Annotated in this window: 23 protein-coding genes; 6 read left to right on the top strand and 17 right to left on the bottom strand. The window is 62.2% G+C overall.

Annotated elements, in window-relative coordinates; genetic code table 11:
* Positions 1 to 6: 6 nt before the first annotated feature.
* The 8 genes from VFB05_RS01245 to coxB form a co-directional block, all read right to left on the bottom strand.
* On the bottom strand, positions 7 to 759 hold the full coding sequence (locus VFB05_RS01245) for an SURF1 family protein (protein ID WP_325007906.1): 753 nt from the start codon (positions 757 to 759) through the stop codon (positions 7 to 9).
* Entirely contained in the window at positions 756 to 1,148 is a 393-nt protein-coding gene (locus tag VFB05_RS01240) for a DUF983 domain-containing protein (RefSeq protein ID WP_325007904.1), read from the bottom strand. The genes VFB05_RS01245 and VFB05_RS01240 overlap by 4 nt, the downstream gene beginning before the upstream one ends.
* Positions 1,149 to 1,260: 112 nt before the next feature.
* Positions 1,261 to 2,154 (bottom strand): cytochrome c oxidase subunit 3, encoded by an 894-nt coding sequence (locus tag VFB05_RS01235; RefSeq protein ID WP_325007902.1) that lies wholly within the window; start codon positions 2,152 to 2,154, stop codon positions 1,261 to 1,263.
* A gap of 102 nt (positions 2,155 to 2,256) precedes the next feature.
* Entirely contained in the window at positions 2,257 to 2,913 is a 657-nt protein-coding gene (locus VFB05_RS01230) for a cytochrome c oxidase assembly protein (protein WP_325007900.1), read from the bottom strand.
* A 5-nt stretch (positions 2,914 to 2,918) separates the two neighbouring features.
* Complete coding sequence (locus VFB05_RS01225; protein WP_325007898.1) at positions 2,919 to 3,095, bottom strand: CoxF protein; 177 nt, start codon at positions 3,093 to 3,095, stop codon at positions 2,919 to 2,921.
* 5 nt (positions 3,096 to 3,100) lie between these two features.
* Positions 3,101 to 4,039, bottom strand: a complete 939-nt coding sequence (locus tag VFB05_RS01220) for a heme o synthase (RefSeq protein WP_325007896.1) — start codon at positions 4,037 to 4,039, stop codon at positions 3,101 to 3,103.
* Positions 4,040 to 4,094: 55 nt separating this feature from the next.
* Positions 4,095 to 5,711, bottom strand: a complete 1,617-nt coding sequence (ctaD, locus tag VFB05_RS01215) for a cytochrome c oxidase subunit I (protein ID WP_325007894.1) — start codon at positions 5,709 to 5,711, stop codon at positions 4,095 to 4,097.
* Positions 5,712 to 5,749: 38 nt separating this feature from the next.
* On the bottom strand, positions 5,750 to 6,589 hold the full coding sequence (coxB, locus tag VFB05_RS01210; protein ID WP_325007892.1) for a cytochrome c oxidase subunit II: 840 nt from the start codon (positions 6,587 to 6,589) through the stop codon (positions 5,750 to 5,752).
* A gap of 464 nt (positions 6,590 to 7,053) precedes the next feature.
* Between coxB and VFB05_RS01205 the strand changes: the two genes are divergently transcribed.
* From VFB05_RS01205 to VFB05_RS01190, 4 genes are all read left to right on the top strand, one after another.
* Positions 7,054 to 7,593: an invasion associated locus B family protein gene (locus tag VFB05_RS01205; protein WP_414643126.1), complete on the top strand. Its 540-nt coding sequence runs from the start codon at positions 7,054 to 7,056 to the stop codon at positions 7,591 to 7,593.
* A gap of 175 nt (positions 7,594 to 7,768) precedes the next feature.
* Positions 7,769 to 9,190: a metalloprotease TldD gene (tldD, locus tag VFB05_RS01200; RefSeq protein ID WP_325007888.1), complete on the top strand. Its 1,422-nt coding sequence runs from the start codon at positions 7,769 to 7,771 to the stop codon at positions 9,188 to 9,190.
* On the top strand, positions 9,187 to 9,957 hold the full coding sequence (gene lepB, locus VFB05_RS01195) for a signal peptidase I (RefSeq protein WP_325007886.1): 771 nt from the start codon (positions 9,187 to 9,189) through the stop codon (positions 9,955 to 9,957). The genes tldD and lepB overlap by 4 nt, the downstream gene beginning before the upstream one ends.
* 8 nt (positions 9,958 to 9,965) lie before the next feature.
* The gene (locus VFB05_RS01190) at positions 9,966 to 10,295 is read left to right on the top strand and encodes an MmcQ/YjbR family DNA-binding protein (protein WP_325007884.1); all 330 of its coding nucleotides are present in this window, start codon (positions 9,966 to 9,968) and stop codon (positions 10,293 to 10,295) included.
* A 63-nt stretch (positions 10,296 to 10,358) separates the two neighbouring features.
* Here VFB05_RS01190 and VFB05_RS01185 read toward each other — a convergent pair whose 3' ends face one another.
* Complete coding sequence (locus VFB05_RS01185; protein ID WP_325007882.1) at positions 10,359 to 10,568, bottom strand: GDCCVxC domain-containing (seleno)protein; 210 nt, start codon at positions 10,566 to 10,568, stop codon at positions 10,359 to 10,361.
* A 49-nt stretch (positions 10,569 to 10,617) separates the two neighbouring features.
* Between VFB05_RS01185 and VFB05_RS01180 the strand changes: the two genes are divergently transcribed.
* Positions 10,618 to 11,193, top strand: coding sequence for a nucleotidyltransferase family protein (locus VFB05_RS01180; RefSeq protein WP_325007880.1), 576 nt, complete (start codon positions 10,618 to 10,620; stop codon positions 11,191 to 11,193).
* On the opposite strand, the gene VFB05_RS01175 is transcribed toward VFB05_RS01180, so the two are convergent.
* The 5 genes from VFB05_RS01175 to VFB05_RS01155 form a co-directional block, all read right to left on the bottom strand.
* A complete protein-coding gene (locus VFB05_RS01175; RefSeq protein ID WP_325007878.1) occupies positions 11,190 to 11,906 on the bottom strand; it encodes a cytochrome c biogenesis CcdA family protein in 717 nt (238 codons plus the stop codon). The two genes, VFB05_RS01180 and VFB05_RS01175, sit on opposite strands and share 4 nt — an antisense overlap.
* Before the next feature lie 24 nt (positions 11,907 to 11,930).
* On the bottom strand, positions 11,931 to 12,335 hold the full coding sequence (locus VFB05_RS01170) for a thioredoxin family protein (RefSeq protein WP_414643130.1): 405 nt from the start codon (positions 12,333 to 12,335) through the stop codon (positions 11,931 to 11,933).
* 89 nt (positions 12,336 to 12,424) lie between these two features.
* Positions 12,425 to 12,901, bottom strand: a complete 477-nt coding sequence (locus VFB05_RS01165) for a PAN domain-containing protein (protein ID WP_325008016.1) — start codon at positions 12,899 to 12,901, stop codon at positions 12,425 to 12,427.
* A 382-nt stretch (positions 12,902 to 13,283) separates the two neighbouring features.
* Positions 13,284 to 14,654, bottom strand: coding sequence for a glutamate--cysteine ligase (locus VFB05_RS01160; RefSeq protein ID WP_325007873.1), 1,371 nt, complete (start codon positions 14,652 to 14,654; stop codon positions 13,284 to 13,286).
* 96 nt (positions 14,655 to 14,750) lie between these two features.
* Positions 14,751 to 15,239, bottom strand: a complete 489-nt coding sequence (locus VFB05_RS01155) for a helix-turn-helix domain-containing protein (protein WP_325007871.1) — start codon at positions 15,237 to 15,239, stop codon at positions 14,751 to 14,753.
* 132 nt (positions 15,240 to 15,371) lie between these two features.
* Here VFB05_RS01155 and gstA point away from each other — a divergent pair, with 132 nt between their 5' ends.
* A complete protein-coding gene (gstA, locus tag VFB05_RS01150; protein WP_325007869.1) occupies positions 15,372 to 15,986 on the top strand; it encodes a glutathione transferase GstA in 615 nt (204 codons plus the stop codon).
* A gap of 130 nt (positions 15,987 to 16,116) precedes the next feature.
* On the opposite strand, the gene VFB05_RS01145 is transcribed toward gstA, so the two are convergent.
* The 3 genes from VFB05_RS01145 to VFB05_RS01135 all read right to left on the bottom strand — a co-directional run.
* Entirely contained in the window at positions 16,117 to 18,342 is a 2,226-nt protein-coding gene (locus VFB05_RS01145) for a 3-hydroxyacyl-CoA dehydrogenase NAD-binding domain-containing protein (protein ID WP_325007867.1), read from the bottom strand.
* Positions 18,343 to 18,353: 11 nt separating this feature from the next.
* Entirely contained in the window at positions 18,354 to 19,562 is a 1,209-nt protein-coding gene (locus tag VFB05_RS01140; protein ID WP_325007865.1) for an acetyl-CoA C-acetyltransferase, read from the bottom strand.
* A 64-nt stretch (positions 19,563 to 19,626) separates the two neighbouring features.
* On the bottom strand, positions 19,627 to 20,447 hold an 821-nt coding region (locus VFB05_RS01135), incomplete at its 5' end, for an acyl-CoA dehydrogenase C-terminal domain-containing protein (protein ID WP_325007863.1).

The raw sequence follows: 20,447 nt of genomic DNA, 5'->3' as shown, positions 1-20,447 counted from the left end.
GATCTCTCATGCCGCGCGGCGTTTCCCGCGTAACCAGACAAGGAATGCAATCACCACCGCGCCCGCGAGCGCAAACCAGGTGATGGCGTATTGCATGTGATCGTCCTTGAGATGGACGTCAAGCGGACCTGGCAGAGGAACGCCGCCTGGCGGCACCGGATGCTCCAGATCGATATAGAACGGCGCGACTTTACCCCAGCCGAGCACTTGCGACATTTCGAGCGGATCGCGCGTAAACCAGAGTCGCTTTGCGGGACTGGCGGCGGGCGTCAGCATGCCCGCTTTTTCAGGAAAGCGGATATAGCCGGTGAGGTCGGCGGGCTGGGCAGTCACGAGACGTGACACCGCGCGATCCTGCACGGTGCGATCCTGCATCGTGTTCTGCACGAAGCCAGTATTGACGACGACGGTTTCACCGCCGGAAAGCCGCGCAGGCATGAAGGCCCAGGTGCCCGGCCCCGAAATATCGTCGCGGACGGCCGATCCGGAACTGAACACCATGGCGTCGGGTTCGCTCGCATAGGTCGCATTAAAATGGACGCGGCGGAATTCATCCCTTTGCGGCGTGAGCTTGCCCCACTCCGACGGCGGCGGTAGCGGCACGGGCTCGGCCGCCAGCCGCTCCGTCAGCGCCGCAATCAGCGCATGCTTTTCGACGCGCCGCTCGAGCTGCCAGACGCCGAGGCCGATAAAGGCCGCAATCATGGCGAGCGTGAACAGGCCGAAGCCAAGCTGCCGCCGTCCTGCCACCTCACTCATTTCTGTTCGCGATCGATCAAGCGGCCAGGTGCTGCCTTGTGGTGGAATTGCAGCGCGATCAGCAGCGACTTCATCGATCGCAACGGCAACAGCGTGGTCACGAGGATGAGCGGCAGCCAAAGTACCGCATGCAGCCAGAACGGCGGCTGATACTTGACCTCGACAATCAGAGCGCAGGCGACGACGATCGCGCCTGCGAGCATGATGATGAAGACGGCAGGGCCATCACCGGTATCGATGAAGGTGTAGTCGAGCTGGCAGGCTTCACACCTCGGCCTCAGCGTGAGGAAGCCGGTAAACAACTTCCCGTGGCCGCAGCGCGGGCATTTGCAGGCGAGACCGCGCATCACGCTCTGATACAGGGTCGGTGTCTCGGCAGATGCGTTCATGAGCTTCAACCTACCATGACGACCAAAGCGGTGCCCGGAATGTTATCCCCGCGGCTTATACAAAAAGGGGCGACCCTGCGGCCGCCCCTTGTAAGAACAGTTGACGGCCAGGTTACTCGGCGCCGACCAATCGGCCGCCGCCGGTGCCCCAGACGTAGATGCAGGCGAACAGGAACAGCCACACCACGTCGACGAAATGCCAGTACCAGGCGGCAAATTCGAAGCCCAAGTGCTGGGTCGGCGAGAAATGTCCGGCATAGGCGCGGATGAGGCAGACGATCAGGAAGATCGTGCCGACCAGCACGTGGAAGCCGTGGAAGCCAGTCGCCATGAAGAAGGTTGCGCCGTAGATATTGCCGGAGAAACCGAACAGCGCGTGGCTGTACTCATAGGCCTGCACGCAGGTGAAGCAGGCGCCGAGCACAACGGTGAGAATCAACCCGTATTTCAGGCCCTGACGGTCGTTCTCGAGCAGCGCATGGTGCGCCCAGGTCACCGTGGTGCCCGACGTCAGCAGCAGCAGCGTGTTGAGCAGCGGCAGGTGCCAGGGGTCGAATGCCTCGATGCCCTTGGGCGGCCAGGTGCCGGGAACGGCGCACGCGCCCATCTGGGTGCCGGCGCCGCATCCGAAAATGGCATCGCGGGCGGCGTGAACCGCGTCCGCCGGGAACAGAGCCGAATTGAAGAAGGCCCAGAACCAGGCGACGAAGAACATCACCTCGGAGGCGATGAACAGGATCATGCCGTAGCGGTGGCTGATCTGCACGACGCGGGTGTGGTCGCCCTTGTATTGCGCCTCGCGGATCACATCCATCCACCAGCTCGCCATCGTATAGAGCACACCGACGACGCCGACGAAGAAGACGATCGGCGCCGCACCGGTCATATGGTGCATCCAGGTGATGGCGCCGACGGCCATGATGAAGGCCGAAACGGAGCCGACGATCGGCCACGGGCTCGGATCGACGAGGTGGTAGTCGTGATGCTTGACTTGCGCCGTAGCCATTTTTCGGTCTCTCCGTTAGGGCCTGTCCGGCCGCTTCGTCTCAACGTTTGAATTCAAACTTTCGCGATTGACCGGAATTATTCCGCCGCACGCGCACTCTTATTAAAGGTTACCTTTTTCCTTTGCCCCGGGCTTTTCCGCCTCGCCAGCGGCCAGCGGCTTAATCGCGGGCTCTTTGACGGGGTAGAACGTATAGGACAGGGTGATGGTGTTCAGCGTGTCGTTGTCGCTGTCTTTGACAATCGACGGGTCGACGTAGAACACGACCGGCATGTCGCGCGTTTCGCCCGGCGCCATCGTCTGTTCAGTGAAGCAGAAGCAGTTGATCTTCTCGAAATACGCGCCAACCGTCAGCGGCGCGACGTTGTAGGCTGCCTGCCCGGTCGTCGTGCGCGCGGACTGATTGGTCACCTTGTAGAAGACGGTCGTGACCTCGCCGATCCGGATCTCGATCTCGTTCTGCTCCGGCTCGAACTTCCACGGCAGTCCGCCCGCGACATTGGAATCAAAGCGAACCGCGACCTTGCGATCAAGCGGTGCTCCAGTCGGCGCCGAGGTCGCCACCTGCGTCGTGCCGTTGAACCCGGTGGCGCGGCAGAACCAGTTATAGAACGGCACCGCCGCATAGGCAGCGCCGACCATTAACACCGCGACGAAGCCGCAGATTGCGCCCACCACGGCGTCGCGGGTCAGGCCACGGCGGCGCGATGCCGCCTTCTTGTCTGCGGAGGCCTGGTGGTGGTCCTGATGGTTTGTCATGCCCTTTACAACGGCCGTACGAGAACGGCCGGCCCCTTGACGATGGTGACCGCGAAAAACAGCACGACCAGAACGCCGAGCGCGAGCGCGATCGCGATCGAGCGCTGGCGGCGGCTTTTCTTTTGTGCCTCGGTGAGGACGATTCCGTCTGGTTTGTCGTTATCGGCCATCGTTATCGCCATGCGCCTTACCAGATCGCAGGTAGAACGGCGCAGACCACGACCTCGATCAAAAGGGTCGCAAACAGCGCAAACAGATAAAAGATCGAGAACGCGAACAGCTGGCGCGTGGCGCGGTTGGCTTCGCGCCCCTCACGCAGGCGGTAGACGTTGATCGAAAGCGCCAGCATTCCGGCGCCAAGCAGGAGCGAAGTCACGCCATAGATCGCATCGAAATAGCCGAGCGGCCAGGGCGCGAACGCCACCGCGACCAGCACGATGGTGTAGAGCAGGATCTGTAGTCGCGTCGCATCGGGACCGGCGGTGACCGGCAACATCGGGACGCCGGCGCGGGCGTAGTCGTCGCTGCGGAACAGCGCGAGCGCCCAGAAATGCGGCGGCGTCCAGAAGAAGATGATCAGGAACAACAATAGCGGTTCGACCGAGAGCGAACCGGTGGCAGCCGCCCAGGCCACGACGGGCGGAAGCGCGCCAGCGGCGCCGCCGATCACGATGTTCTGCGCCGTCCAGCGCTTCAACGCGATGGTGTAGATCACGACGTAGAAGAAGATGGTGAAAGCGAGCAGCGCGCCAGCGACCCAGTTGACGAGGATGCCGAGCGTCATCACCGAGAAGAAAGCGAGCGTCATGCCGAAAGCGGCGGCTTCGCCCGGGGTGATCCGGCCGCGCGGGATCGGACGGTTGGCGGTGCGCGACATCAACGCGTCGATGTCGCTCTCGTACCACATGTTCAGCGCGCCGGACGCGCCCGCGCCGACCGCGATGCAGAGGATGGACGTGAAAGCCAGCACCGGATGCACATGCACCGGCGCGATCATCAGCCCGACCAGCGCGGTGAAAACCACCAGCGACATCACCCGCGGCTTCAGAAGCGCGACGTAGTCAGCGACGTCGGCCTCGGAAATCCGCGGGGATAGTTCGATGGTTGAGTGATCGACGACCGACAAGGCTCTCGCTTCCTCGAAAGGAGGTCACGCGGCGCTCATCACGCCGCGTGGCCCGTTACTGTACGCGTGGCAACGTCTCGAACTGATGGAACGGCGGCGGCGACGACAGCGTCCATTCCAGCGTGGTCGCGCCGGCTCCCCACGGATTGTCGGCGGCCTGCTGCTTGCGCACGAAGGCGTCGATCACGCCGTAGATGAAGATCAGCACGCCGAAGCCGGAGATGTAGGAACCGATCGAAGAAACGAAGTTCCAGCCGGCGAAGGCGTCGGGATAGTCGACATAGCGGCGCGGCATCCCCGACAGGCCGAGGAAGTGCTGCGGGAAAAATACCAGGTTGACGCCGATGAAGGTGAACCAGAAGTGCGCCTTGCCGATGGTCTCGTTGTACATGTAGCCCGACATTTTCGGGAACCAGTAGTACCAGCCGGCAAAGATCGCGAACACCGCGCCCAGTGACAGCACGTAGTGGAAGTGCGCCACGACGTAGTAGGTGTCCTGCAGCACGCGGTCGACACCGGCATTCGCCAGCACGACGCCGGTAACGCCGCCGACGGTGAACAGGAAGATGAAGCCGATCGCCCACAGCATCGGCGTCTTGAACTCGATCGAGCCGCCCCACATCGTGGCGATCCAGGAGAAGATCTTCACGCCGGTCGGCACCGCGATCACCATGGTGGCGGCGACGAAATAGGCCTGCGTCGCCGACGACATGCCGACCGTGTACATGTGGTGAGCCCACACGACGAAGCCGATGCCGCCGATCGCGACCATCGCATAGGCCATGCCGAGATAGCCGAACACCGGCTTGCGCGAGAAGGTCGACACGATCTGGCTGACCATGCCGAAGCCCGGCAAAATCAGGATGTACACTTCGGGGTGGCCGAAGAACCAGAACAGATGCTGGAACAGCACCGGATCGCCGCCGCCCTCGGCCGAGAAGAAGGTGGTGCCGAAGTTGCGATCGGTCAGCAGCATGGTGATGGCGCCCGCCAGAACCGGCAGCGACAGCAGCAGCAGGAACACCGTCACCAGGATCGACCAAACGAACAGCGGCATCTTGTGCAGGGTCATGCCCGGCGCGCGCATGTTGAAGATCGTGGTGATGAAGTTGATGGCGCCGAGAATCGACGACGCACCGGCAAGATGCAGCGACAGGATCGCGAAATCGACCGCCGGACCGGGATGACCCGAGGTCGACAGCGGCGCATACATGGTCCAGCCCGCGCCGACGCCGTTGGCGCCGGGTTCACCCTCGACGAAGGTCGACAGCAACAGCAGCGAGAACGAGGCCGGCAACAGCCAGAACGAGATGTTGTTCATGCGCGGGAACGCCATGTCGGGCGCACCGATCATCAGCGGAACGAACCAGTTGCCGAAACCGCCGATCATCGCCGGCATCACCATGAAGAAGATCATGATCAGGCCGTGCGAGGTCACGAAGACGTTGTAGATGTGGGTCTCGTGGAAGATCTGCACGCCCGGATACATCAGCTCGGCGCGGATCGCGATCGACATTGCAGCGCCGATGATGCCGGCGATGATCGCAAACACCAGGTACATCGTGCCGATGTCCTTGTGGTTGGTCGAATATACCCAACGCTTCCAGCCGGTCGGATGGTCGTGGGCATGATCGTCATGAGCGTGATCGTGTGTCGCTGCGGTGCTTGCCATTTTTCAAACCCTGCCTTGCAATCCTTCTTGAGACCGGCTCACTGCGCCGCCGTTCCAATCGAGGCGAACGAATTCGCCGGATTGGATGCAAACTTCTTCTTGGCGTCCTCAACCCACGCCGCGAATTCCTGATCGCTGACGACCCTGACAGCGATCGGCATGAAGGCGTGGTCCTTGCCGCACAATTCCGAGCACTGTCCGTAGAACATGCCGGTCTTGTTAGCCCTGAACCAGGTTTCGTTGAGGCGGCCGGGAATGGCGTCGATCTTGATGCCGAAGGCCGGCACCGCGAAGGAATGGATCACGTCGGCGCCGGTAGTCTGGACGCGGATCACCTTGTTCACCGGCACGACCATCTCGTTGTCGACGCCGAGCAGCCGCGGCTGCTTGTCCTGCGCCAGCAGCGAATCAAACTCGAACTTGCCGTTATCGGGATAGGCGTAGGACCAGTACCACTGCTTGCCGGTGGCCTTGATGGTCAGATCCGCCTTCGGAATATCGAGTTCCAGGAACAGCAGCTTGAACGACGGAATGGCGATGCCGACCAGGATCAGCACCGGAATGAGCGTCCACGCCACCTCGATCAGGGTGTTGTGCGTCGTCCGGGAGGGAACCGGGTTGGCCTTGGCGTTGAACTTGACGACGACGATCACGAGCAGCGCCAGCACGAACAGCGTGATGAGCGTGATCACCACCAGAAGGCCGTTATGAAAGGCGGTGATGAAGTCCATCACCTCGGTTGCCGACCCCTGCAGCTTGAATTCCCACGGTGCCGGCTGGCCCAATTCGGCGGATGCCGTCCCGCTGGCTAAAGCCGTCACCCCGGCGACCACCAAACCCAGCAACCGACGGCCAATTTGGCCCTTCGACATCGTCATGTCGCTCGCGCTCCCTTAAAGCAAATCCCCTCGCGCATTCCGCCGGATGGCGAAGAATGGCGCGACAAACCCGACGCCCGACGAACGGCCTGGGCGTGCACCCAAGAAGCGCACGGGGCCAGTTCACTGGAATGCGTCAAAAATCCAGCCTCTCAAACCATAATTCTCAGGGCATCGCAATGCAGTAGTACGGCCTAAGGCCGCGCATCACCGGCTATTATCCGGATGCCGCATTTTCGCGAGAAATCGGCCTAAACTCGCCATTTGAGACCGGCCACGGCTTGACACCCGGATTGGCGGATGTAGGCACAGGATCGTTGCGCCTGAGGGGACCTGATTCGTTGGTGGATAGGTTTCCCGTGGCGCATGGGTCAGCCTTCATGGCGCCGTCATTTGCCGTATCAGTCGCGTCGCGGTCAATTTGGCAACGAATAGACTGAAGACATAGCAAGGGATCGACCCTGATGGGGCCTTCGAAATACCCGGCCAGTTCCGCAGGCCTCCGATCGATCGGCGGCATAGCGGCAGGCATGGCCGTTCTTTGCTGGTTTGGCCTCGTGGCGCCGGCGAACGCGCAAGGCGCGGTGCGTTCGGTCCATGGCGACTGGCAAATCCGCTGTGACACCCCGCCCGGCGCGCAAAGCGAGCAATGCGCGCTGATCCAGAGCGTGGTAGCCGAGGACCGCTCCAACGCCGGTCTCACCGTCATTGTGCTCAAGACCGCCGATCAAAAGAGCAAGCTGATGCGGGTGGTTGCGCCGCTCGGGGTGCTGCTGCCCTCCGGCCTTGGGTTGAAGCTCGACAATGTCGATGTCGGCCGCGCCGGCTTCGTTCGCTGCCTGCCCAACGGCTGCGTCGCGGAAGTTGTCATGGACGACAAACTTCTGGGCCAGCTCAGGAGCGCCAAAACCGCGACCTTTATCATCTTCGAGACGCCGGAAGAGGGCATCGGCTTCCCGCTCAGCCTGAACGGGCTCGGCGAGGGCTATGACAAATTGCCGTGAGGCATTGTGCCTCGCTTTGTGGCATGCCTTGCCCCTCCCTTTCGCAGACCAAGGCCCCTATTTTGGAGTAGTTCGCTTGAGTCATGCGCATCGGAGAAGATCCGGATTACGGTGATGTAAGGCGACCGCTCCGCAGGTTTTTGCTTTACTGGACGACGCCGAAATTGGAGTACGCATGACAGCCCCAACCTCGCTTATCGACCGCGCCAACCTCGATCGTGATTCGGTCCGGCAACAGATCACACGCGGGTTGAATGGCGCCGACGACGGCGAGTTGTTCCTGGAATACAGCCAGACCGAAGCCTTGATGTTCGACAATGGCCGGCTGAAACAGGCGACTTACGATACCAGCCAAGGCTTTGGCCTGCGCGCCGTCAAAGACGACGCGGTCGGCTACGCGCATTCCTCTGACGTCTCGCTACCGGCCTTGATCCGCGCCGCGGACGCCGTCGCCGCCGTGCGCGGCGGCTATAGCGGAACGTTTGCCGCAGCCCCGCCGCACACCAATGTGCGCCTCTATGGCGATGAAAATCCGCTGGACGCGCCCGGTTTCGAGACCAAGGTCAAATTGCTCGCCGAAATCGACGCCTATGTCCGCGCAAAAGAGCCGAAGGTGCGGCAGGTCACAGTCAGTCTCGGTGCCACCTGGCAGGTGGTGGAAATCCTGCGGCCCGATGGCGAAAGCTATCGCGACATCCGCCCGCTGGTGCGGGTGAATATCTCCGTCGTCGCGGGCCAGGGCGACCGCCAGGAAAGCGGCAGCCGCGGCTATGGCGGCCGCGAAGGCTATGCGCGCTTCATCGACACCAAAGCGTGGCGCGAGGCGGCCGATGGCGCGATCCGCGAGGCGCTGGTCAATCTGGAATCAGTTCCGGCCCCTGCCGGCGAGATGGATGTCGTGTTAGGGGCCGGCTGGCCCGGCGTGATGCTGCACGAAGCCGTCGGCCATGGGCTTGAGGGCGACTTCAACCGCAAGAAAACGAGCGCCTTTGCCGGCCTGATGGGCCAGCAGGTCGCCGCCAAGGGCGTTACCGTGGTCGATGACGGCACAATGGCCTCGCGCCGCGGCTCGCTCTCGATCGACGACGAAGGCACGCCGACCAACCGCACCGTGCTGATCGAGGATGGCATCCTCGTCGGCTACATGCAGGACCGCCAGAATGCGCGGCTGATGAACATGAAGCCGACCGGCAATGGCCGCCGTCAGGGCTATGCCCATGTGCCGATGCCGCGCATGACCAACACTTACATGCTGTCCGGCGGGCGAGACCCGGCTGAAATTCTGGCCTCGGTCAAGAACGGCATCTTTGCCGCCAATTTCGGCGGCGGCCAGGTCGATATCACCTCCGGCAAGTATGTCTTCCAGTGTACGGAGGCTTACCGGATCGAGAACGGCAAGGTGGGCGCGCCATTGAAAGGCGCGATGCTGATCGGCAACGGACCGACCGATCTGCATCGCATCACCATGATCGGCAACGATCTCGCGCTCGACACCGGGATCGGCACCTGCGGCAAGAACGGTCAGGGCGTTCCGGTTGGCGTCGGCCAGCCGACGCTGCGGATGGAACGTATTACGGTTGGAGGTACCGGTTCATGACGATGGAACGGCAAACGATCGCGACCCGTGCGCGGGGTTGGGGAGCTCAGCTTCTTCAGTTCGCGGCGGCGCTGGGTCTGGTATTTCTGGCGAAGGGCGCTATCGCCGAGCCGTTCTATGTCCCGTCAGGCTCGATGGAGCCGACGCTGTTGATCGGCGATGCTCTGCTTGCGTCGAAATTCCCCTATGGCTACGGCACGGCCTCGCTGCCGATCCAGATCAATCTGCCCGAAACGGGCCGCGTGTTCGGCAGCGACCCCAAACGCGGCGACGTCGTGGTGTTTCGCTGGCCCGGCGATCGCTCGCAGGCGTGGGTCAAGCGCGTCGTTGGCCTTCCCGGCGATCGCATCCAGATGCGTCAGGGTCAGCTCTTCATCAACGACCGTGCGGCGTCGCTGAAAGCCGACGGCATCGGCCAGGTCGAGGACGAGCGCGGCGAATATGAGCCGGCGCGGCGCTACATCGAGACGCTGCCGGGCGGCGTCAGCCACGCGATCTTCAAGATCAGGGACAATGGCCGGCTCGACAACACGCAGGAAGTGACGGTGCCGCCGGGCTATCTGTTCGTCATGGGCGACAACCGCGACAATTCCGCCGACAGCCGCGTGCCGCTGCGCGACGGTGGCGTCGGAATGCTGCCGATCGACGATCTGGTCGGCCGTGCCGATGCGGTAATCGGATCGTGGGATCTCGGCATCCGCGAACAGCCGGTCTGGACCTGGCTGTCCGGCTTCCGCCTCGCGCGGTTCTTCACCTCGGTGCATTAGACCGCCCGATGACTTTCGACGAGGTCACGACGTTTGCGCTGACCTGGCCGGAAGTCGAGCAAGGCACGTCCTACGGCACGACTGCGCTCAAGGTCCGCAAGAAAATGTTGGCGCGGCTCAAGGAAGACGGCGGCAGCATGGTGATCCCCGGCGTGCCGCCAGAGGAACGCGACATGCTCGTAGAGCGTGATCCGAAGGTGTTCTACTTCACAGATCACTATAAGGATTATCCGATCGTCCTGGCCCGGTTATCCAGAGCCACGCGGGCGACAATCGAGCCGCTATTGCGGCGGCAATGGCAGACGCTGGCGTCAAAGGCCGCGCTTGCCCGAGGCTGACTGCCTGTCAACGAATAGCTCCGCGCCGATATGGCGCCGGGCTTTTTCGATCGACGTTGCACCTCAATTGCAGCACGATCCCTTGCCATGCTGTTGAACCGGCGGGCACGGGACCGAGCCGTAGGAACAGAACACGCAGCAATCGCCTGCTTTCGGTTTCAGCCGTTCGCCGCAGCCCTTGCACTCATAGAAAAACTGACAGGCATCGACCGGCATTTGCTCGGTGGCCTGAAAGCCGCATTTCGGGCATGTCAGCGTCGATTCAAGTTGCATGGCGTAACCTCAACTATTTGATACCGGTCGAACCTCAGGCTGCCCACCGATGGACCGCGACGCATTTTTCGCCGCTGCACTTCGCAATCCGGTTAACGAAGCCATTGTCGACGAATTGTTCCGCCTCGCGCTGCCGGATGCGTGGCTCGTCTCCGGATGTCTGGTGCAAACGGTTTGGAACGTTCTGACCGGCCGCGCCATCAACCACGGCATCAACGATTACGATGTTTTCTACTTCGACTCCGATACGTCGTGGCGGGCCGAGAACAAGGTCATCCGGCAGTTGGCGAAACGGCTTGCTCGCCTCGGGGCCAGGGTCGAGGTTCGCAACCAGGCGCGCGTTCATCTCTGGTACCCGGAAAAACATGGTCTTCCCTATCCGGCCCTCACCTGCTCGGCCGATGGCATCGACCGCTTCCTGACCAAAACCACGCAAGTCGGACTTCGCCGCCATCATTCCGGCCACGACGTCCACGCACCGAACGGCTTTTCCGATATCGCCGGCATGATTGTCCGCCCCAATCCCGGTCCAAATTTTTCCGCGGCCAGCTACGCCGCAAAGGCGACGCGCTGGAAGACAGCATGGCCGGAGCTGACCATCCTGTCTGCCGACGGCACAGATTAAAACGACGTCGTCAATTCCGTGAGCCATTGCGGCGAAGCCGTGACCAGCGCGGCCTCGATCCGCTTGTCGGCGCCTGAGATGATCGCAACCCCGATCAGGATAAAGGCCGCGCCCAACAGGCCCTTGCCGAGCTGGCCCGCCGACATCAGCTTGGTGCGAGCGCGCATCAAGGTCGAGCGCGACAAAAGCCCGAGAAGTACCAGCGGCAGGCCCGCGCCGATGCCGAACATCACCATCGTCAACGAGACTCTCGGCAGATCCTGGCCTTGCGAGGCCAGAAGCGACGCCGCTCCCAGCGTCGGGCCGACGCAAGGCGACCAGACCGCGCCGAGCAGAAGACCTATAGCGAATTGTCCGGCGAGACCTGAGGCGGCAAAGCCGCCGAAATGCCGGTCGGCCCAGGCGGAAACGGGACTGCCGGCTCCGGCGAGCCGCGCCTGCCACGACGGCACGACGAGGATTGCACCGAGCACGACCATGATGACAGCCGCGGCAAGGCGAAACGTGCCGGCATCGATGCCGAGTCCAAATCCGACCAGAGCGAGCAGCAGACCAAGCCCGGTAAAGGATAACGCCAGCCCGCCCGCCAGAGCGACGGCGCCGAGCGGATGGGCGGTCACCGCCGCGCCGAGCACGATCGGCACCAGCGGCAACACGCAAGGCGACAGGATCGACAGGATCCCGGCGACAAAGGCCAGCGCAAGCGCGGTCATTTGGATGCGGCCGTAACCTGGACGTCAGAGGCTCTTGTCGAGCAGAGCCGAGATCGAGGCTTCCTTGGTATCGCCGACGGAACGTCCCTTCTCGGCGGCTCCCTTGAAGACGATCAGCGTCGACTGCATCTGCGCGCCGAATTCCTTGACCACCGGCTTCTGGGCATCGAAATCGACCCGGAAGATCTTCAGGTTCTTGAATTTCTCGGCCGAGGTCAGCTTGTCCAGTATCGGGTTCTGCGCTTTGCAGGTCGGGCACCAGTCGGCGTGGATTTCAACCAGAATGGGAGCGCCGGACGCTTGCGCCGCCTTGAAGGCCTCGGTTGAGAACGGCACGGCCGAATTGGCCCAGGAGGGCGAAAGTAGCGCGGCAACTGCCAAAGCGCCTGCGATCAGTGCCCCATTCAAAAACCTGCGCGTCAACATCATCGTCAGCTCCATGGTTAGCGTTCCGCCCGTCAGCCCGTCCGCGGTCGCTTCGGGGCGATAGCGCAATTACGCAGAACTGAGCTCGAACGTTACCTGACGACCCCGGAGATAAAGCCCGGTCTGCGCCGCGGCGGCTTGATCTCCTTCTTCAAAAAACAGTGAGGTTCCCGGCCGACATAGCCCGCGCGCGCATAGGTCCAGGCCCGGCATTTGTTGTCGGCTAAACAAGCCGCCTTGCAGATCTCGTCGCGCTCGCCGCGCTTGAGTTCGAAAGTCCGAAAGTCGCCGCCGGCGCGATCGATCGAAGTCTCGATTCCGCCATTGCGCAGTTCGAGCACACCGGCGCCGCGCACGCCCGACACACAGCAATCATCCGCCACGCGGGCCGGCACGCTGTTCTTGAGCCAGCAGACCGCGGTGTGGGACACTTCATTCGGATAGTTGAAACTCCAGGCGCGGCAGCGCCGGTCCCGCTCGCACAGCAAGGCACACTCGGCCGGATCGCCCGAGGGCACCGGCGAACTCAGATAGTCACCGCCCGGCCGATCAAAATTGGCCTGCGCCATCGCCGGTTGCCGAGAGGTGATGGCAGCAAGGAGAACAAGTGTCCCCAAACACGCCAGCACCGCCGATCTGAAGTCCCTGCGCCACAAGCGGCGAATTCGATCAGGGACTTCGGATCGATAAAGCGATGCTGGAATGGATAAGATTGCCAGTGCCCATGATCTTCCGAAGTTCGTGAAGGTGGATGCTGCGGCGGCGCACGAACTTCGGAAGGTGGGCACTAGCAGCAGGCGGCCTCCCAACATACGCGATGCCTTCAACCGATTGGAGTTACCCGCAAAAGCAGGCACTCGCCATTTGATCGCCATGAACCTGTACGGCTGATGAACGGCCGCAAGCCGTTATCCGGCTGGGCCTGATCCAAATTGAAAGGCTGCGCCTGATCTAAAAGGCGTATTCGTCGTAGGCGGGCGCGACCGAGCCGGCCCACGGGCCATTGAATTTGGCGAGCATTTCCTCGGCCGGGGTCTGTCCGGCATCGACGATGCGATCCAGCGGCTCCAGATAGCGCGTCTCATCCCGCCCGTAATGATCGACACGGCCTCGACGGCGCAATCCCGAATGCGCCAGCGCCAGACATTCCTTGGCGATTTCGAAAATATAGCGATCCTTGACCCTGGCCTTGAAGCCGAGACGTGGAACATCATCGCGCAGCGATTGCCGCTCGTAGGCGGTCCAACCTTTGACGATGTCCCAGGCGGCATTGAGGCTGGTGTCGTCATAAAGCAATCCGACCCAGAACGCCGGCAGAGCCGGCAGGCGGCCCCACGGCACGCCGTCGGCCCCGCGCATTTCGAGATAACGCTTCAAGCGCACTTCGGGAAATATCGTCGACAGGTGATTGGCCCAGTCGGACAGCATCGGCCGCTCGCCGGGAAGCGCCGGATTCTTTCCTGCAAAGAAATCGCGGAACGAAGAGCCGGACACGTCGATATAGTCTTCGCCGCGCTTGACGAAATACATGGGAACATCGAGCGCATAGTCGACCCAGCGCTCGAACCCCATGCCGTCCTCGAACGCCCAGGGCAGCATGCCGGAGCGCGCATTGTCGGTGTCACGCCAGATTTCCGAGCGGAACGACAGAAAGCCGTTCGGCTTGCCTTCGGTAAAGGGCGAGTTCGCGAACAGTGCGGTCGCGACCGATTGCAAGGCCAGCGACACTCGCAGTTTCTTGACCATGTCGGCTTCGGAGGAGAAATCGAGATTGGTCTGCACCGTGCAGGTCCGGAACATCATGTCGATGCCGTAACGGCCGACCTTCGGCATGTAGTTGGACATGATCTTGTAGCGGCCCTTCGGCATGACCGGAATCTGCGCCCGCGACCAGGAGGGCGTCATGCCGAGGCCGAGAAAGCCAATTCCCAAAGGCGCCGCGATCTCGCGCACTTGTGCAAGATGCGCCATCAACTCGCTTTGGGTCTGATGCACCGTCTCCAGCGGCGCGCCGGACAATTCGAACTGTCCGCCTGGCTCGAGCGAGATCGCCCCGCCGCCGGTGACGTCGTAAAGTCCGATAATATTGCCGCGCTCCATGATCGGCTCCCAGCCGAGCAGGAGCTTCATGCCATCAAGCAGCGCGCCGATGCCACGCGCACCTTCATAAGGCACCGGCTGATGGCCGTTCAGCGTGAACGGCGTCTTTTCATGCTCGGTCCCGATGCGGAACTCGGAAACAGGCTTCACGCCGGCTTCGAGCCAGGCGACGAGTTCGTCGCGCGACTGAAGGGGCGTCATATCGATCTGGTCACGCGCCATGCAAGTTCCGGATAAGAGGCGCTGCGACCAAACGCGCGCGGTGGCAAAAACTTCCGCGGACCGTGACGCTCGCGGTGACGTAGGGAATGCAGGATATCATCGGGCGGCCGCACCGTCTTTTGCGACGAGCGATGCGGTCTCCCCGCAGGAACAGCCGAGCCGGTCGAGCAGGCCGCAAAGCTTGACCGCATCGGCGTCCGACAATTTCGAGCCGACATGCTTTTCAATGCCTGCGGAATAAGCGCTCCACATTTTCTTTTGCAGTTCGCGCCCGGCGTCCGTGATCTCGACGAACTGGCCGCGTTTGTCGATCTTGCATTCGCGGCGAACGGCAAGGCCCTCGTCGACCAGGCGCTCGATCAGCCGCGAGGTGGAATATTGCGGCAGCAGCATCTGCTTCTCAAGTTCGACCGGCCGAAGCTCGCCGGCTGGCGCGCGCGACAATTCCAGCAAAGCGTCGTACCAGGCGAGCGGCGGGAAACCGGCCTTCTTCAAGTCCTGCTCAACAGCGTTCAACACCCGGCTCTGGACCCGCATCAGACGAATCCAGCACGCGGTCGCTTCCGTCGACGGTTTGCGCTTCATAATCCCGGCCTACACCTAGACGTCATATCTACACTAGCGCACTTGATGCACATGCATCAATGTTGACTACTCCATGCAAATGCATTTAGTCATGGTGCGACCGTTTAGCACCACCTACCGGAGGAAACCCTAATGAAATTGTATTATGCGCCCGGAGCCTGTTCGCTCTCCCCCCATATCGCGCTTCTGGAAGCTGGACTGCCCTACGATCTTGTCAAGGTCGACCTGCGCGCCAAGAAGCTCGAGAATGGTGACGATTTCTTGAAGGTTAACCCGAAGGGCCAGGTGCCGGCTCTTGTGACGGATGATGGCGAACTCATCACCGAAGGCCCGGTCATCGTGCAAAGGATCGCCGACAAGGTGGCTGCCAAGAACCTTGCGCCAGCCCGCGACAGCGCCGAGCGCTACAAGTTGCTGGAATGGCTGACCTACATCAACAGCGAGTTGCACAAGAACATCGGCCCGATGTTCAACCCGATGCTGTCCGACGAAGCCAAAGGCGTTTTCAAGGACCGCGCGACGAGCAAGTTCAAATATGTCGACAGCCAGCTGGCCGGCCACGACTACCTCATGGGCAAGCAGTTCACGGTGGCCGACGGCTATCTCTATGTGATGCTGCGCTGGGCCGACGGGATGAAGTTCGACCTTTCGGGGCTGAACAACCTGCTGGCCTACAAGGACCGCGTCGCCGCGCGCCCGAAGGTGCAGCAAGCGCTCGTCAAGGAAGGCCTCGTCAAGGCGGCGTAAGGCGCCCACTGTCTTCTCCCTCCCCCTGAAAGGGGGAGGGTCGGGGTGGGGGTCATCGTGAGATAGTTGATCCCCTCCCGCTCTGATCTCCGATCAAAGCGACCTCCCCTTTTCAAGGGGAGGTAAAGCGTCACTCCGCAGCCTGCACTGCGACCTTCTTCGGCGGGAAGCGGCCGTAGAACGTCTCGCCCTTTGCCGCCATCTCGACCAGAAGCTTTGGCGGCGTGAAGCGCGAGCCGTATTTGGCCTCCAACTTGTGGCACAGCTCGACGAACTTCTTCGTTCCCATGAAGTCGATATAGGACAGCGTGCCGCCGGTGAACGGCGCAAAGCCGAAGCCGAGGATCGAGCCGACATCGGCCTCGCGCGGATCGACGATGACGTGATCTTCCACGGTCCGCGCGGCTTCCACCGCCTGCACCACCAGGAAGCGCTGTTTCAACTCCTCGACATCGAGCGTATCGGGGTCGAGATGCTTCGGCTGGAGTGCGCCGAGGTCCGGCCACAGGCTCTTCTGGCCCTTGCCCTTCTCGGGATAGTCGTAAAAGCCCTTGCCGTTCTTGCGGCCGAAGCGGCCTTGCTTTTCCACCAATTCGACCAGCAGCTTCTTCTGCGCCTGATCGATGGCGTTCGGACCGAGATCGGCCTCTGTCGCCTTCATGATCTTCAGCACAAGATCGAGCGCCACTTCATCCGACAGTGACAGCGGCCCGACCGGCATGCCAGCCATCTTGGCGGTGTTCTCGATCATCGCCGGCGGCACGCCCTCCATCAGCATTTCCAGCCCCTCGGCGGTGAAACGCAGCACGCAGCGATTGGCGAAGAATCCTCTGCTGTCGTTGACCACGATCGGCGTCTTGCCGATCTGGCGCGTGTAGTCGAGCGCGGTCGCCAACGCGACATCGCCAGTGTTCTTGCCAAGGATGACCTCGACCAGCATCATCTTCTCGACCGGCGAGAAGAAATGAATGCCGATGAACTTGCCCTGGTCCTTGAACTCTTCGGCCAGCGAATTGATCGGCAGCGTCGAGGTGTTGGAGGCAAAGATCGCACCCGCCTTCAGGAGCGGCTGTGCCTTGGCATAGGTCTCGGCCTTGACCTTGCGATCCTCGAACACGGCCTCGATGACGAGATCGCAATCCGAAATCGCGTTGTAGTCGGGAGTTGCCGTGATCCGCGACAGGATCGCGTCGCGGTCGCTCTCCTTAGCGCGCCCTTTCTTGATCAGGTCGTCGATGACCGATTGCGCATGCGCCTTGCCCTTGTCGGCGCTGGCCTGATCGCGATCGATCAGGACCACGTTGATGCCGGCGCGCGCCGAGACATAGCCGACGCTCGCGCCCATGAAGCCGGCGCCGATCACGGCGAGCTTCTTGACCTTGGTCGGCGGCACGTTTTGCGGACGCCGCGCGCCCTTGTTCAACTCCTGCATCGACATGAACAGCGAGCGGATCATCGCCGCCGCTTCATTCGAACGCAGGATCTTGGTGAAGTAACGCGACTCGACACGCAGCGCCGCATCGATCGGCAACTGCAAGCCTTCATAGACGCAACTCATGATGGCGCGCGCGGCCGGATAATTGTCGAAGGTCTCGCGGCGGAAGATCGCATTGCCTGCCGGGAACATCATCATGCCGGCCTTGGAATAGACCGGACCGCCCGGTAGCTTGAACCCCTTCTCGTCCCAGGGCGCGACCGCCTTGCCGCCACCCTTGATCCAGTCCTTGGCCGCCTTGATCAGATCGGACGCCGGCACGATGGCGTGGATGAGATTGAGCGCCTTGGCTTTGTCGACCGTGACCGGATCACCCTTGAGCAGGATGCCCATCGCATCCTGCGGGGGGACCAGGCGCGGCACGCGCTGCGTGCCGCCGGCCCCCGGAAACAGCCCGACCTTCACTTCAGGCAAGCCAAGCCGCGTCTTCGGATTTTCGGCCGCGACGCGATAGTGGCAGGAGAGTGTGATCTCGAAGCCGCCGCCGAGCGCAAGGCCATTGATCGCGGCGGCCCACGGCTTGCCTGACGTTTCGATCGCGCGCAGCACCAGCGAGAAGCGCCGGCTTTGATCGAACAGCATCTGGTTCGCAGCCGTCTCGCCCTGCTCCTTGAGCGTCTTGGCATAGGCGTGATTCATGCCCTCCAGCATCGAAAGGTCCGCGCCGGCGCAGAAGGCTTCCTTGCTCGAGGTAATGACCACGCCCTTCACGGCGGCATCCGCCGTGGTCTGCTTGACGATCTCCTCGAGCTCGTCGGTCGAAGTCTGATCCAGCACGTTCATTGAACGGCCGGGGATGTTCCATGTGACAAGCGCAATGCCGTCGGCGTCGGTCTCAACCGTGAAATTCTTGAAGGCCATTGGTGATCCCCTTACACGCGCTCGATGATCGTGGCAGTGCCCATGCCGCCGCCAATGCACAGCGTCACCAGCGCGGTCGATTTGTTGGTGCGCTCGAGTTCATCGAGCACCGTGCCGAGAATCATCGCACCGGTTGCCCCTAACGGATGACCGAGCGCAATCGCCCCGCCGTTGACGTTGATCTTGGCATTGTCGATGTCGAAGGCCTGGATGTAGCGCAACACCACGGACGCGAACGCCTCGTTCAGCTCGAACAGGTCGATGTCGGACTTGTTCATGCCGGAGCGTTCGAACAGCTTTTCGGTGACGTCGACCGGGCCGGTCAACATCATCGCCGGCTCCGAGCCGATATTGGCGAAGGCACGGATTTTCGCGCGCGCTTTCAGGCCGTATTTGCTACCGGCTTCCTTGCTGCCAAGCAGCACCGCGCCGGCGCCGTCGACGATGCCCGACGAATTGCCGGCATGATGCACGTAATTGACACGCTCGACTTCAGGGTGGGACTGGATCGCGACGCCGTCGAAACCGCCCATCGCGGCCACATCAGCAAATGACGGCTTGAGTTGCGCCAGCGACTGCATGGTCGTCGTCGGGCGCATGTGTTCATCCTTGGCGAGAATGGTAAGGCCGTTGACGTCCTTGACCGGCACGACCGACTTTTTGAAGCGGCCCTCGTCCCAGGCTTGCGCCGCGCGTTGCTGGCTCTGCACCGCATAGGCATCGACGTCATCGCGCGAGAAGCCGTACTTCGTCGCGATCAGATCGGCCGAAATGCCTTGCGGCATGAAATAGGAAGGCACCGCGATCGAAGGATCCATCGGCCAGGCGCCGCCGGAGGCGCCGATGCCGACGCGGCTCATCGATTCCGCGCCACCGCCGATCGTCAACTGATTCTGGCCGCTCATGATCTGGGCGGCCGCAAAATTCACTGCATCGAGGCCCGAGGCGCAGAAGCGGCTGATCTGCATGCCCGGCACGGCTTCGCCGAGGCCGGCTTGCAGCGAGGCAAAGCGCGCGATATCGGAGCCAGCCTCACCGACCGGATCGACCACGCCGAGGATGACGTCGTCGACAACATCTTCCGGCAGGTTGTTGCGCTCCTTCAGAGCCTTCAGCGGCACAGTGGCGAGCGCGAGCGCCGTCACCTCATGCAGCGCGCCATCGGCCTTGCCGCGGCCGCGCGGCGTGCGAACGTGATCGTAGATATAAGCCTCAGGCATGATGCCCTCCCGAAATGATGATCGTCATTTTATCTCGGATTGATGGTTGGCGAAACACCGTCAATCAGAATGCTTCCGCCGCCAGTTCCATGATCGTTGCGCTGCCGCTCTGGATGCGCGCCAGATGCGTAGCGGTAGCCGGCAACACCCGTTCCATGAAGAAGCGGCCGGTCACAAGCTTGGTCGAGAGATAGGCGGTCGTGCCGTCAGCCGCAATCTTGGTTTGAGCGACTTTCGCCATTTTGGCCCACATATAGCCGAGCGTCACGAGGCCGAACAAATGCATGTAGTCGGTCGCGGCGGCGCCGGCATTGTCGGGCTTCATCATCGCGTTCTGCATCAGCCAGGTCGTCGCCTGCTGAAGGTGGCCGAGCGCGGTCGAGAGCGGCGCGACAAAGGGCTTCATCGCTTCGTCGCCGCCATGTTCCTTGGCAAACGCGCCGACTTCACCGAAGAACGCCATCACCGCGCGGCCGCCGTCGCGCGGCAATTTGCGCCCGACGAGATCAAGCGCCTGAATACCGTTCGCGCCTTCGTAGATCATGGCAATGCGCGCATCGCGCACGAACTGCTCCATGCCCTGCTCGGCGATATAGCCGTGGCCACCATACATCTGCTGCGCCTGAACCGCGTTGGCAAAGCCGATCTCGGTGAGATAGCCCTTGAGGACCGGCGTCATCAGCCCCATGTGGTCGTCCGCTTCCTGGCGGTCTTTCGCGTCATTGGAGCGGTGGGCGACATCGCTCTTCAGCGACGTCCACACGACCATGGCGCGCGCCGCTTCGTTGAAGGCGCGGATGGTGAGCAACGTGCGGCGCACGTCGGGGTGCACGATGATCGGATCGGCCGGCTTGTCCTTTTCCTGCACTCCGGACAGCGCGCGGC

It is taken from the genome of Bradyrhizobium sp. (assembly GCF_035652035.1).
GTDB lineage: Bacteria > Pseudomonadota > Alphaproteobacteria > Rhizobiales > Xanthobacteraceae > Bradyrhizobium.
This window is presented reverse-complemented; position numbering and strand designations above follow the sequence as displayed.

Excerpts from the sequence above, each read along its gene's own strand:
- VFB05_RS01245 (WP_325007906.1), bottom strand. The coding sequence starts at position 759 with ATGAGTGAGGTGGCAGGACGGCGGCAGCTTGGCTTCGGCCTGTTCACG.
- VFB05_RS01240 (WP_325007904.1), bottom strand. The coding sequence starts at position 1,148 with ATGAACGCATCTGCCGAGACACCGACCCTGTATCAGAGCGTGATGCGC.
- VFB05_RS01235 (WP_325007902.1), bottom strand. The coding sequence starts at position 2,154 with ATGGCTACGGCGCAAGTCAAGCATCACGACTACCACCTCGTCGATCCG.
- VFB05_RS01230 (WP_325007900.1), bottom strand. The coding sequence starts at position 2,913 with ATGACAAACCATCAGGACCACCACCAGGCCTCCGCAGACAAGAAGGCG.
- VFB05_RS01225 (WP_325007898.1), bottom strand. The coding sequence starts at position 3,095 with ATGGCGATAACGATGGCCGATAACGACAAACCAGACGGAATCGTCCTC.
- ctaD (WP_325007894.1), bottom strand. The coding sequence starts at position 5,711 with ATGGCAAGCACCGCAGCGACACACGATCACGCTCATGACGATCATGCC.
- coxB (WP_325007892.1), bottom strand. The coding sequence starts at position 6,589 with ATGACGATGTCGAAGGGCCAAATTGGCCGTCGGTTGCTGGGTTTGGTG.
- VFB05_RS01205 (WP_414643126.1), top strand. The coding sequence starts at position 7,054 with ATGGGGCCTTCGAAATACCCGGCCAGTTCCGCAGGCCTCCGATCGATC.
- tldD (WP_325007888.1), top strand. The coding sequence starts at position 7,769 with ATGACAGCCCCAACCTCGCTTATCGACCGCGCCAACCTCGATCGTGAT.
- lepB (WP_325007886.1), top strand. The coding sequence starts at position 9,187 with ATGACGATGGAACGGCAAACGATCGCGACCCGTGCGCGGGGTTGGGGA.
- VFB05_RS01190 (WP_325007884.1), top strand. The coding sequence starts at position 9,966 with ATGACTTTCGACGAGGTCACGACGTTTGCGCTGACCTGGCCGGAAGTC.
- VFB05_RS01185 (WP_325007882.1), bottom strand. The coding sequence starts at position 10,568 with ATGCAACTTGAATCGACGCTGACATGCCCGAAATGCGGCTTTCAGGCC.
- VFB05_RS01180 (WP_325007880.1), top strand. The coding sequence starts at position 10,618 with ATGGACCGCGACGCATTTTTCGCCGCTGCACTTCGCAATCCGGTTAAC.
- VFB05_RS01175 (WP_325007878.1), bottom strand. The coding sequence starts at position 11,906 with ATGACCGCGCTTGCGCTGGCCTTTGTCGCCGGGATCCTGTCGATCCTG.
- VFB05_RS01170 (WP_414643130.1), bottom strand. The coding sequence starts at position 12,335 with ATGATGTTGACGCGCAGGTTTTTGAATGGGGCACTGATCGCAGGCGCT.
- VFB05_RS01165 (WP_325008016.1), bottom strand. The coding sequence starts at position 12,901 with ATGGCGCAGGCCAATTTTGATCGGCCGGGCGGTGACTATCTGAGTTCG.
- VFB05_RS01160 (WP_325007873.1), bottom strand. The coding sequence starts at position 14,654 with ATGGCGCGTGACCAGATCGATATGACGCCCCTTCAGTCGCGCGACGAA.
- VFB05_RS01155 (WP_325007871.1), bottom strand. The coding sequence starts at position 15,239 with ATGAAGCGCAAACCGTCGACGGAAGCGACCGCGTGCTGGATTCGTCTG.
- gstA (WP_325007869.1), top strand. The coding sequence starts at position 15,372 with ATGAAATTGTATTATGCGCCCGGAGCCTGTTCGCTCTCCCCCCATATC.
- VFB05_RS01145 (WP_325007867.1), bottom strand. The coding sequence starts at position 18,342 with ATGGCCTTCAAGAATTTCACGGTTGAGACCGACGCCGACGGCATTGCG.
- VFB05_RS01140 (WP_325007865.1), bottom strand. The coding sequence starts at position 19,562 with ATGCCTGAGGCTTATATCTACGATCACGTTCGCACGCCGCGCGGCCGC.